This window comes from Streptomyces sp. CBMA29 (assembly GCF_014596445.1).
Taxonomy (GTDB): Bacteria; Actinomycetota; Actinomycetes; order Streptomycetales; family Streptomycetaceae; genus Actinacidiphila.
In genome coordinates this window covers 1-10,958 of record NZ_MECL01000169.1, presented here as the reverse complement: position 1 = coordinate 10,958, position 10,958 = coordinate 1, and the positions used below count along the sequence as shown (strand labels likewise).

Sequence of the window (10,958 nt, the reverse complement as noted above, 5' to 3'; positions counted from 1 at the left end):
GGCCGTCGCCGCGCCCGCGGCGTCCGCCCGCACACCGGAGGAGGCCGCCGCGGCCCTCGGCGCCCTCCAGGCCGGAACCGCCGCGGCCAGAAACGCCGTCGACACCGAAGGGAACGACCCGCGATGACCAGCCGCGACACCGGCGACACCGCGTGGGTGCTGGATCCGATCCTGGAGATCCCGCATGTCACCGCCGTCGTCCTGCTCACCAGGGACGGTCTCGTCTCCGGATACTCGGAGGCCCTGTCCCAGGCCACCGCCGAGCGCACCGCAGCGATCACCAGCACCGTCCAGGGCGCCTGCCGTACGGCCGCCGCCGCCTTCGCGGACCGCACCGACGCGCGGATCCGGCAGGTGGTGATCGAGTCCGACCACGGCTACATCCTGGTCGCGCCCACCGAACACGGCACGTGCGTGGCCGCGTTCGGCGGTCCCGAGGTCCGTCTCGACCTGCTCGCCCACCGGGTCCACTCGCAGGTGGCCAGGCTCGGAGAGAAGGCCATGACCGCCGCGCCCCGCGCGGACGATGGCGGCACCGGGCAATGACCGGCCGCCGGACCGGCCGCCCGCTGGTCCCCGCCTATCTGTCCACCGGCGGGGTGGCGCGGCCGAGCCGGGACAGCCTGGAGCGGCTGTCGGTGCTGACCAGCACCGACGCCGACGGCGCCGTTCCCGCCGAACCGCCCGCCGAACCGCCCGCCGAACTCCGCGCCGCCCAGCACGCGTTGCTGGAACTGCTGGACGGCGGATCCCTCACCGTGGTGGAGACGGCGGCCCTGCTGGGGCTGCCCGTCTCCGCCGTCCGGGTACTCGCGGCGGAGCTGACCGACCGGGGGCTGGTCAGCGTCCGTCCGCCCGTCCCCGTAGCCGACCCACCGGAACCCGACCTGCTGAAGAGAGTGGCCGATGGCCTCCGCGCCCTCAAGCACTGACCCCCACCGAGGCGATGTGCATCTGCCGGACAGCGCCCGCGAGTTGGTGAAGATCCTGGTGGCGGGTCCGTTCGGGGTGGGCAAGACCACGCTGATCGACTCGGTCTCCGAGATCCGCCCGCTGCACACCGAGGAACACCTCAGCGAGGCGTCCGCCGCTGTCGACGACCTCGACGGCGTCCGTGACAAGACCACCACCACCGTCGCCATCGACTTCGGCCGGATCAGCATGGCGGGAGGCGTCGTGCTGTACCTGTTCGGCACCCCCGGGCAGGAACGGTTCCGCTCGCTGTGGGCCGACATCGCGTACGGAGCGCTGGGCGCGCTGGTGCTGGTCGACACCCGCAGGATCAACGACTCCTTCGACGTACTCGGCCTGGTGGAGGAGACCGGCCTGCCGTACGCCGTCGCGCTCAACACCTTCCCCGACGCGCGGACGTACACCGAGGCGCGGTTGCGGCAGGCGCTCGACCTGGAGCCCGGCACGCCGATGGTGGCGTGCGACGCCCGCGACACCAACTCCTCCGTCGACGCGCTGCTCGCGCTGGTGCAGCACCTGATCGACCGCAAGGACGCCGACCCAACGCCCGGAGCCCTCTGATGACTTCCACTCCCGCAGCGCCGTCTTCCGCCGAGCCCGCCGAGCCCGCCGAGCCCGCCGCGCCCTCTCCCGCGCCCGACACCCCCGCCGACGCCTTCGCCCGGTCGGCGCCGGTCCGGCTCTGGGAGGACGGCTTCGCCGCCGACCCGCACCGCTATTACGCGGCGCTCAAGGCGCAGGGCCCGCTCGGCTGGGCCGAACTCGCGCCGGGCGTACCGGCGTACGTCGTCACCGACCGGCGCGCCGCGCTGGACCTGCTGCGTGACGCGGAGACCTGGTCGCACGACCCGCGCCCGTGGGAGTCCACGGTCGCCGAGGACGCGCCGGTCCTCGGCATGATGCGCTGGCGGCCCAACACCCTGTTCTCCGACGGCGACGCGCACGTCCGCTACCGCCGCGCCTTCGCCGACGCGGTCGACCTGGTGGAACCCGCCGATCTGCGCGAACGGGTGCACCGTGCGGTGGACATCCTGATCGGCCGTTTCGGACCCGTCGGCCACGCCGACCTCGTCGCGGACTTCGCGCGCCCGCTGATGTCGCTGATCTTCAACAACCTGTTCGGGCTGCCGGACAGCGAGAGCGGCCGGCTGGAGGCCGCACTCGGCAAGATGATGGAGGGCGGAGTCCAAGCGGCCGAGGGCGAGGCCGAGTTCGGGGCGTACGTGCTCGGACTCATCGCGGCCAAGAGCGAGACCCGCGGCCCCGACCTGACGAGCTGGCTGCTGGACCACCCGGAGGACCTGACCGCCGAAGAGGTCACCTGGCAGGTCTTCCTCACCCTCGGCGCGGGCCACGAGCCGACCGCGAACCTGGTCTCCAACGCGCTGTCGCGGATCCTCGGCAACCCCGACTTCTACACCACACTGACCAGCGGCTCCCGCCCGGTCATGGACGCCGTCGTGGAGGTGCTGCGGTACGAGACGCCGCTGTCCAACTACGGCATCCACTTCGCGCGCGAGCCGCTGAGCTTCCACGGCGTGTGGGTGCGGGCGGCCGTCCCCGTCGTCATCTCCTACGGCGCGCTGGGCCACTTCGCCGAGCGGGAGTCGGGCGGCGCCCACCACCCGGGCGACGCCTCCCACCTGTCCTGGTCGGCGGGCGAGCACTCCTGCCCGGTCAAGCAGCACACCCTGCTGATCGCCACCGAGGCCATCGAACGGCTCACCCAGTGGCTGCCCGACCTCGAACCGACCACCGACCGCGACCGCCTCACTTGGCGGCCGGGCCCGTTCCACCGCTCGCTGACGGCGCTGCCCGTCCGCTTCACCCCGCGCACCCCCGACCAGAGCGGAGACCGCGCATGACCGCGCACGCCGCCCGTGTGGCCATCGACCCGTTCGGCGCCGACATCCCCCTGGAGAGCGCCGAGTTACGTGCGCTGGGCCCGGTGGTGCCGGTCGAACTGCCGGGCGGCATCCCGGCCTGGGCGCCCACCGGCTACGACACGCTCAGGTCGCTGATCCTCGACCCGCGGGTCAGCCGCGACCCGCGCCAGCACTGGGCACTGTGGCCCGAGGTCGGCGACCACCCCGCCTGGGGCTGGGTCCTCGGCTGGGTCGGCGTGGTCAACATGCTCTCCACGTACGGCTCCGACCACGCCCGGCTGCGCAAGCTCGTCGCGCCCAGCTTCACCGCCCGGCGCACCGAGGCGATGCGGGTCCGGGTCGAGACGATCACTCAGGAGCTGCTGGACGCACCGGAGTTGGCGGCGGCCGACGGCCGGCCGGTCGACCTGCGCGCGGCGTACGCGCACCCGCTGCCGATGCGGATGATCTGCGAACTCTTCGGAGTCCCCGACCACTTGACGGAGGCGACGGGCACGCTGATCGCCGCGATCATGGACACCTCCGACCCGACCCCGGAGCACGGGCGTTTCGTCCAGGAGCAGATCGCTGTCGTCCTGCCCGCGCTGATCGGCCACAGGACCGAGCACCCCGGCGACGACATGACCACCGAGCTGATCCGGACGCGCGCCGAAGACGGAGACCGGCTCAGCGACGAGGAGTTGCTGTACACCCTGCTGCTGGTGATCGGCGCCGGGTTCGAGACCACGGTCAACCTCATCGGCAACGCGGTGGTCGCGCTGCTCACACACCCCGGCCAACTCGCCGCCGTACGGGCGGGGGAGATCGGCTGGGACGCGGTCATCGACGAAGTGCTGCGCGTCCACCCGTCGATCGCGGCGCTGCCGCTGCGCTTCGCGGTCAGCGACATCACGGTGAACGGGGTCACCATCCCGGCGGGCGACGCCATCGTCACCACGTACGCCGCCGCCGGCCACGACCCGGCGCACTACGGGCCCACGGCCGCCGAATTCGACGCGACGCGGGCCGCCGACGACCATCTCGCCTTCGGCGTCGGCGTGCACCGCTGCATCGGCGCCCCGCTGGCCCGGATGGAGGCGCGCACCGCCCTGCCGGCCCTCTTCGAGCGCTTCCCCGACCTCCGACTCGCCGTCCCGCGGGACGAGTTGAAGCAGGTGCCGTCCTTCATCGCCTACGGCTGGCAGCGGATACCGGTCCATCTGCACGGCTGACGCCGCCGCCGTACGGTCCCCGCGTCCGGCCGCACGTATAGGACGCGAGTAAAGGCCGCACGTCAAGTAGGCCGCGAGCAAAGGCCGCACGTCAAGAGGGTCAGCGCGCGCCCTTGGCCGCGAGCGTGTCCAGCAGCCGGGTCAGCGAGCCGCCGAGCCCCCAGCGCTCCGCGAGCGACTCCAGCACCTCGGGGTCGGCGGCCTCGCCCGGCAGTGTCGGATCAAAGTCCGGCAGCGGTACGTCGGCGGCGACGGCCACGACCTCGGGCGCCACGTCCAGATATGCGGCGGCCTCCATGATGTTGCGCCGCCTGGCCGGAGTCAGCTTGGACATCGGGTCGGTCGCGGCGGCCCGCACACCGGCCAGGTCCCCGTACTCGGTGACGAGTTGGGCCGCCGTCTTCTCGCCGATGCCCTTCACGCCGGGCAGCCCGTCGCTCGGGTCGCCGCGCAGCGCCGCGAAGTCCGCGTACTGCCCGGCGCGCACCCCGTACCGGTCCTGGATGGCCGCCTCGTCGATGATGTCGCAGTCGCCGACGCCCTTGCGGGGGTAGAGCACGCGCACGCCCCGCGCGTCGTCCACGAGCTGGAACAGGTCGCGGTCCCCGGTGACGATCGCGACCGGCGTACGGGAGGCGGTGGCGAGGGTGCCGATGATGTCGTCCGCCTCGTAACCGGCGACGCCGACCCGGGTGATGCCGATCGCGTCGAGCACCGCCTCGATCACCGGCACCTGCGGGGACAGCGTGTCGGGCACCTCCTCGACGCCCTCGGTGTCCTCGACTACGCGGTGCGCTTTGTACGACGGGATCAGGTCCACCCGCCACTGCGGGCGCCAGTCCGCGTCCATGCAGGCGACCAGCGCGGTGGGGGAGTGGTCGGCGACCAGCCTGGCGATGAAGTCCAGCAGCCCGCGCACCGCGTTCACCGGTGTGCCGTCCGGTGCCTTCACCGATTCGGGCACGCCGAAGTAGGCGCGGAAGTACAGGCTCGCGGTGTCGAGCAGGAGCAGTTTGCCGCCGGGCGTGTCGTCAGTCACGGCGCCAGCATGGCACGGGGCTCGGACAGTCCGTCGTACGGTGGGCGGGTGAATCAGCGCCGTTACGCCGTACGCCGGGTGGTCTCGCTGGTGCCGTCGCTGACCGAGGCGGTCGCCGCCACCGCGCCGGAACTGCTGGTCGGCGCCACCGACTGGTGCACCCATCCGGCGGACCTCGACGTCGTGCGGATCGGCGGTACCAAGAACCCCGACGTGCCCGCCGTCGTCGCCCTCGCCCCCGACCTGGTGATCGCCAACGAGGAGGAGAACCGTCCCGCCGACCTTGCCGCGCTGCGGGCGGCCGGAGTCCGCGTCATGGTCACCGACGTACGGTCGCTGCCGCGGGCGTTCAGCGAGCTGCACCGGATGCTGGTCGACGGCTGCGGGGTGCCGCGCCCGCGGTGGCTGGACGAGGCGGAGGCGGCCTGGCGGGGGATTCCGGCGGTGCCCGCGGTTACGGCGACGGGGGTCACGGCGACGGGGGTCACGACGACGGCGGTCGTACCGATCTGGCGGCGGCCGTGGATGGTGCTCGGCCGGGACACCTTCGCCGGTGACCTGCTGGCCCGGCTCGGCGTGCGCAACGCCTACGCCGGACATGCCGAGCGCTACCCGGCGGTCCCGGTCGAGGAACTGCGGGCCGTGGGCGCCGACCTCGTCGTCCTCCCCGACGAGCCGTACCGTTTCACCGCCGACGACGGCCCCGAGTCCTTCCCCGGCCTGCCCGCCGCCCTGGTCAGCGGTCGCCATCTCACCTGGTACGGGCCCTCGTTGGTGCGAGCGCCCGCTGTCGTGGGGGCCGCGCTGAAGGCGGCGCGCACGTACTGAGGCCGGTCAGCCGGTCAGTACGCCCCCGGTCACCCCGTGGGCGCCGCCAGCAGCCGGCCGCTCACCGTCCCCCGCAGCGTGCCCGCGCCCGCCGCCAGCCAGGCCACGACCAGCGCCGCGTACAGCCCGACCGCCAGCCAGCCCAGCGCGTGCAGACCGGTGTGCCGGGCCAGGCTCGCGGCGCCGGTCACGCAGGTGCCGACCGGGAAGGTGAAGGCCCACCAGGTCATCGCGAACGGCATCCCGCGCCGGGCCGCCCGTACCACCAGCGCCGCCGCCACCGCGAGCCACAGCAGCGCGAAGCCCGTCACCGGGACGCCGTACAGCACAGCGAAGCCGCGCAGCGCCGTCGCGTACAGGGCGGGGACGGCGCCGGAGGCCGCGTCGGCGCTCTGGCCGACCGCCGTCGTGGACTGCCCGAGCGGACCGAGCACCAGGAAGAGCGTCGGTGTCAGGGCGAGCGGCAGCGGCCCGCGGCGCACCAGACGCGACCACACCAGCGGCAGCATCGTCAGCGTCGCCAGCAGGCTCAGCCCGAACATCGCGTAACAGCCAAGCAGCAGGGCCTCCCTGGCCTGTACGGCGTCGGCGGGCAGGTGCGGGACCAGCGCGGGCCCGGTGGCCGCCGCGACCATCGGCGCCACCACCGGCAGCAGCCACACGGGCGACGCGTCGTCGAGGCCGATCCGGTGTCTGGCCACCATCAGATACGGCACGGCCACCGCGACCAGCAGCGACGACGCCGTCCCGACCGTCCACAGCGCGGCGTCGACCGTGACCGCCGTACGCTCCCCGAGCACCGGCGGCCCGAGTAGCAGCGTGCCCGCGCCGACGGCCAGCAGCGCCATCGGCAGACAGCCGTAGAACGGCGCCACCGCCGGGTCGCGCAGATGGCGCCGCGCCTGGTCGGTGTGCCAGGCCCAGTGCGCGCAGCGGGCCGCGAGCACCGCGACGAGCAGGACCGCGGACAGCGCCCACACCCCGGTGCACAGGTCCCGCAGCCAGCGCTGCCCGCCCGGCAGCGCCACCCCGGCGTTCGCCACGATCGCCGTCCCCATGACGGTGGCGTACCAGTTGGGACCGACGTGCCGTACCGCGGGGACACGGGTACGGACCTGGGGACACGGCTGAGCGGCGTGAAGAGTGGCCATGTTCCGACCCTCCCCTTCCTCGGGCCGCCCCGGTAGAGCCCGCGAGGCTATGAGGGCATAACGTGGGCTTATGGCTCAGCCGTCCACCGCACCGCCCCCACCAGGCACTCCGCTCGCCCGCCGGGTCCCCGACCTCGCCGCCATGGAACTGCTGCTGGCCGTCGCGCGGCTCGGCAGCCTCGGGCGGGCCGCGCGGGAACTGGGCATCAGCCAGCCCGCGGCCAGCGGGCGGCTGCGCGGCCTGGAGCGGCAGCTCGGCGTGGCGCTGGTCCGCCGCTCGCCCGGCGGCTCACGCCTCACCGACGAGGGGGCGCTGGTCAGCGAGTGGGCGCGCAAGGTGCTGGAGGCGGCCGAGGCGTTCGACGCGGGCGCGCGGGCGCTGCGCGGCAGACGCGACTCCCGGCTGCGGGTCGCGGCGAGCATGACCGTCGCCGAATACCTGCTGCCCGGCTGGCTGATCGCCCTGCACGGCAGCCACCCGGACACGGCCGTCTCGCTCGCCGCGGGCAACTCCGCCGCCGTCGCCCGGCAGGTGCTGGCGGGCACCGCCGACCTCGGTTTCGTCGAGGGCGTGGACGTCCCCGCAGGTCTGGACGCCGTCGTGATCGCGCACGACCTGCTGCTGGTCGTCGTCGCCCCCGCCCACCCCTGGGCCCGCCGCCGCAAGACGCTGACCGCGGCCGAACTCGCCGCGACCCCGCTCGTCCTGCGCGAGGAGGGCTCCGGCACCCGGCAGGTGCTCGACGCGGGCCTGGCGGGACACGGCGGCCCGGCCGTACCGCTGCTCGAACTCGCCTCGACCACCGCCGTGAAGGCCGCCACCGTCAGCGGCGCGGGGCCCGCGGTGCTCAGCGAACTCGCCGTCGTGGAGGAGCTGGCCGCCCGCCGCCTCGTCCGCGTCCCCGTCGCCGGTCTCGACCTCGGCCGGTCGCTGCGCGCGGTGTGGACGGCGGGCCACCGCCCGGCGGGCCCGGCGCGCGACCTGCTGACGCTGACCCGCGGCAAGAGCGCCAAGCGGTAAGAGCGCCAAAGCGCCAAAGGGTCAGAGGGACAGAGGCGGTGATCCGCCGGACGCGCCGTAGGCGGATCGGCGGCCGGAAATCGCGGTGACAGAACGGGTGTAACCGGGCTGTGACCGACGCCCTTACGGGATTCTCATGCAGGGGCCATAGGGTGACGGCCGTGACGACGACGACCCCGCCCGGCTGGTATCCAGAACCCGGGCACACAGGCAACGGCCCGGCCATGGAACGCTGGTGGGACGGGAGTACGTGGACGGAGTACACCAGGACGGCGCCCGTCCCGGTGGACGCGGTCCAGCAGCCCTACGCGGGCTACCCCGGAACGCCGGGCTATCCGGGCGACGTCGTGGCCGGCGGCCCCGGCGGCGGGGGCCGCCGTACCGGCGCGGTGGTCATCGCGATCGTGGCCGCGCTCGTCCTGATCGGCGGCGTGGTCGCCGGAATCCTGGTCCTGGGCAAGGACGACAAGAGCGACAAGACCGCCTCGCCGACGCCCAGCGCCTCGGCGCCGCACCGAGGCGACTCCCAGGCGCCGCGGTCGCCCGACGGTCAGTCGCCCGACCCCAACGCCCCGGACGGCTCGCAGGGTCCCGACGGCGGCAGCGACGGCAAGGCCGTGGACGGCTACGACGGCATCAGGCTTCCCGTGCTCGACGGCTGGACCGGCACCTCGGGCGCCAACGGCATCGGCGCCAGCGTGGTCACCGGCGGCTACCCGTGCCCCGGCGACGCCAGCAAGGACTGCGTGCGCGGCGGCGTCTTCGCCCAGCCCGCCGAGGCGCTCAAGCTCACCGCGACCAGCGCGGAGTCGGCGGCCAAGGCGGACATCGCGCAGAACGCGGCCGACGCGTACAGCACCGACATCTACGGTGCCACGACCTCGCACCAGCAGATCGCCTCGCAGCCGGTCACGGTCGCCGGTAAGAAGGGCTACTTCGTCCGCTGGAAGATCGTCACGAAGTCCGGCACCAGCGGGTACGTGGAGTCCCTCGCCTTCCCCTCGCCCCGTGACCCGAAGAACATCGCCGTCGTCCGCTTCGGCTTCGACATCGGCTCCAACGCCCCGGGCCTGGCCGTCATGGACCAGATCACCCAGGGCATCAAGGCCGACAGCAGCGGCGGCACCGGGAGCACCGGCGGCACCGGCGTCTGACCCGCGGCCCGCGCGAGGCGGTACGCGACAGGGGGCGGCACCCGAGGTCCGGGTGCCGCCCCCTCGCGTTCAGCGGCTACAGGAACGTCTTGCCCTCACCGCGGTACGTCGGCACCGTCGCCGTCACCCGGTCGCCCTCGACCAGGTGCAACTCGGCGAACCGCTCGCACAGTTCACCGGCCTTCGCGTGCCGGAACCACACCTTGTCGCCGATCAGCAGATCGTCCGCGGGCGACCCGAGCAGCGGGGTCTGCACCTCGCCGGGACCCTCCTGCGGGTCGTAGCGCAGCCCCTCCGGCAGATACGGCACCGGCAGCCGGTCGGGCCCGGCCGCGCCGGAGGCCGGGTAGCCGCCGCCGAGCACGGTCACCACGCCGACACCGGGCCTGCGCACCACCGGCTGCGCGAAGAGCGCGGCCGGACGGCCCCGGAAGGATGTGTAGTTGTCGAACAGCCGCGGCACATAGAGCCCGGAGCCCGCCGCGATCTCGGTCACCGCGTCCTCGGCCGCTGTGGTCTGCACGCTGCCGGTGCCGCCGCCGTTGACGAATTCCAGCTCCGGCGCGACCGCCCGCACCGCGCGGACCGCCTCCGCGCGCCGCGCCGCCAGCTCCTTGCGGGCCGCCGACTGCATCAGCCGTATGGCCCGCGACCGGAACGGACGGCTCGCGACCGCGTCGCCGACCCCCGCGACATGCCCCTCGTACGCCATGATCCCGGCCAGCCGGAAGCCGGGCCGCGCGGTGACGGTACGGGCCAGCGCCGCCATCCGCTCCGGGTCGTGCAGCGGCGAGCGCAGCGCGCCGATCCGCAGCCGGCCGCCCAACTTCCGCAGGCTGGTGTCCATTTCGAGACAGACCCGGACGGTCTCCTCGCCGCCGCCGCGGGCCGCGTCGATCAGGTCGAGGTGCGAGGCGTCGTCCACCATCACCGTGACGGCGGCGGCGAGCTTGGGATCGGCGGCCAGTTCCGCGAAGCCGTCCCGGTCCGCCGACGGATACGCCAGCAGGATGTCGGTGAAGCCCGCGCGCGCCAGCCACAGCGACTCGGCCAGGGTGAACGACATGATGCCCGCGAAGCCGTCGCGGGCCAGCGCCCGCTCCAGCAACGCCCTGCACCGCACCGACTTGGACGCCACCCGGATCGGTTTGCCGCCCGCGCGGCGCACCAGGTCGTCGGCGTTGGCGTCGAACGCCTCCAGGTCGACGATCGCCACGGGGGCGTCGAGATGGGCGGTGGCCCGGTCGTACCGGGTGCGGTCGGCAGCGCGATCTGACATGCCATGAAGCTTGCCAGACAGGGGCTACCGGACGGTAGGGGCGTACGGGGCCCGCCCGCTGCCGCGTCACGCGGACGGATGCCTGACGGCCTGCTGGACCACGACGTCCGGTCGACCCCGTAGAGTGACGCGCGAGCCGTGAGGACATGTCACGAGGGGGCGCCGGTGAGCACTGGAGTGGACAACGCAGGAGGCTCCACGTCCCCGTCGTTCCCCCCGCTCCAGCCTCGCCGGGAACAGAGCCCGCAGACTCCGCCGACGGTTCCCCCGCCCCCCGTCGGCCCCCCGCCGCCCGCGGCCGAGGCGGTGGAGCAGGGCGAGGCGTTCCTCGACCTGCTCAAGGGCTTCTGCGAGACGAAGGTCGACGGCGCGAGGATCGAGCGCGAGGCGCTGATTCCCGACGAGACGATCGCGGGC

General features: G+C 73.8%; 11 protein-coding genes and 1 pseudogene. 9 read left to right on the top strand and 3 right to left on the bottom strand.

The features are described 5' to 3' along the window. The first annotated feature begins 123 nt into the window (after positions 1-123). Genes BGM09_RS22140 through BGM09_RS22120 form a run of 5 tightly spaced genes read left to right on the top strand, consistent with a single transcriptional unit; the run spans position 124 to position 4,069 of the window. Entirely contained in the window at positions 124-546 is a 423-nt protein-coding gene (locus BGM09_RS22140; RefSeq protein ID WP_188283416.1) for a roadblock/LC7 domain-containing protein, read from the top strand. Beyond that, positions 543-932: a DUF742 domain-containing protein gene (locus BGM09_RS22135; protein ID WP_188283415.1), complete on the top strand. Its 390-nt coding sequence runs from the start codon at positions 543-545 to the stop codon at positions 930-932. Before BGM09_RS22140 ends, BGM09_RS22135 begins: the two co-directional genes overlap by 4 nt. Then, the gene (locus BGM09_RS22130) at positions 907-1,533 is read left to right on the top strand and encodes a GTP-binding protein (RefSeq protein ID WP_188283414.1); all 627 of its coding nucleotides are present in this window, start codon (positions 907-909) and stop codon (positions 1,531-1,533) included. The genes BGM09_RS22135 and BGM09_RS22130 overlap by 26 nt, the downstream gene beginning before the upstream one ends. Next, positions 1,533-2,837: a cytochrome P450 gene (locus BGM09_RS22125; protein WP_223187415.1), complete on the top strand. Its 1,305-nt coding sequence runs from the start codon at positions 1,533-1,535 to the stop codon at positions 2,835-2,837. The genes BGM09_RS22130 and BGM09_RS22125 overlap by 1 nt, the downstream gene beginning before the upstream one ends. Then, positions 2,834-4,069, top strand: coding sequence for a cytochrome P450 family protein (locus BGM09_RS22120; RefSeq protein WP_188283413.1), 1,236 nt, complete (start codon positions 2,834-2,836; stop codon positions 4,067-4,069). Before BGM09_RS22125 ends, BGM09_RS22120 begins: the two co-directional genes overlap by 4 nt. 100 nt (positions 4,070-4,169) lie before the next feature. On the opposite strand, the gene BGM09_RS22115 is transcribed toward BGM09_RS22120, so the two are convergent. Further along, entirely contained in the window at positions 4,170-5,108 is a 939-nt protein-coding gene (locus tag BGM09_RS22115) for a 5'-3' exonuclease (RefSeq protein WP_317452829.1), read from the bottom strand. A gap of 9 nt (positions 5,109-5,117) precedes the next feature. Between BGM09_RS22115 and BGM09_RS22110 the strand changes: the two genes are divergently transcribed. After that, the gene (locus BGM09_RS22110) at positions 5,118-5,936 is read left to right on the top strand and encodes a helical backbone metal receptor (protein WP_411158350.1); all 819 of its coding nucleotides are present in this window, start codon (positions 5,118-5,120) and stop codon (positions 5,934-5,936) included. 29 nt (positions 5,937-5,965) lie between these two features. Here the strand turns inward: BGM09_RS22110 and BGM09_RS22105 are convergent, their stop codons facing one another. Beyond that, positions 5,966-7,087, bottom strand: coding sequence for a TDT family transporter (locus tag BGM09_RS22105; RefSeq protein ID WP_188283410.1), 1,122 nt, complete (start codon positions 7,085-7,087; stop codon positions 5,966-5,968). Positions 7,088-7,157: 70 nt separating this feature from the next. Between BGM09_RS22105 and BGM09_RS22100 the strand changes: the two genes are divergently transcribed. Then, positions 7,158-8,108: a LysR family transcriptional regulator gene (locus BGM09_RS22100; protein WP_188283409.1), complete on the top strand. Its 951-nt coding sequence runs from the start codon at positions 7,158-7,160 to the stop codon at positions 8,106-8,108. Positions 8,109-8,269: 161 nt separating this feature from the next. Further along, positions 8,270-9,262 (top strand): DUF2510 domain-containing protein, encoded by a 993-nt coding sequence (locus tag BGM09_RS22095; RefSeq protein ID WP_188283408.1) that lies wholly within the window; start codon positions 8,270-8,272, stop codon positions 9,260-9,262. A 76-nt stretch (positions 9,263-9,338) separates the two neighbouring features. On the opposite strand, the gene BGM09_RS22090 is transcribed toward BGM09_RS22095, so the two are convergent. Continuing rightward, a complete protein-coding gene (locus tag BGM09_RS22090; RefSeq protein ID WP_188283407.1) occupies positions 9,339-10,541 on the bottom strand; it encodes an amino acid deaminase/aldolase in 1,203 nt (400 codons plus the stop codon). A gap of 165 nt (positions 10,542-10,706) precedes the next feature. On the opposite strand from BGM09_RS22090, the pseudogene BGM09_RS37925 reads away from it, so the two are divergent. After that, positions 10,707-10,958, top strand: a pseudogene (locus BGM09_RS37925) (hypothetical protein); the annotation flags it as partial.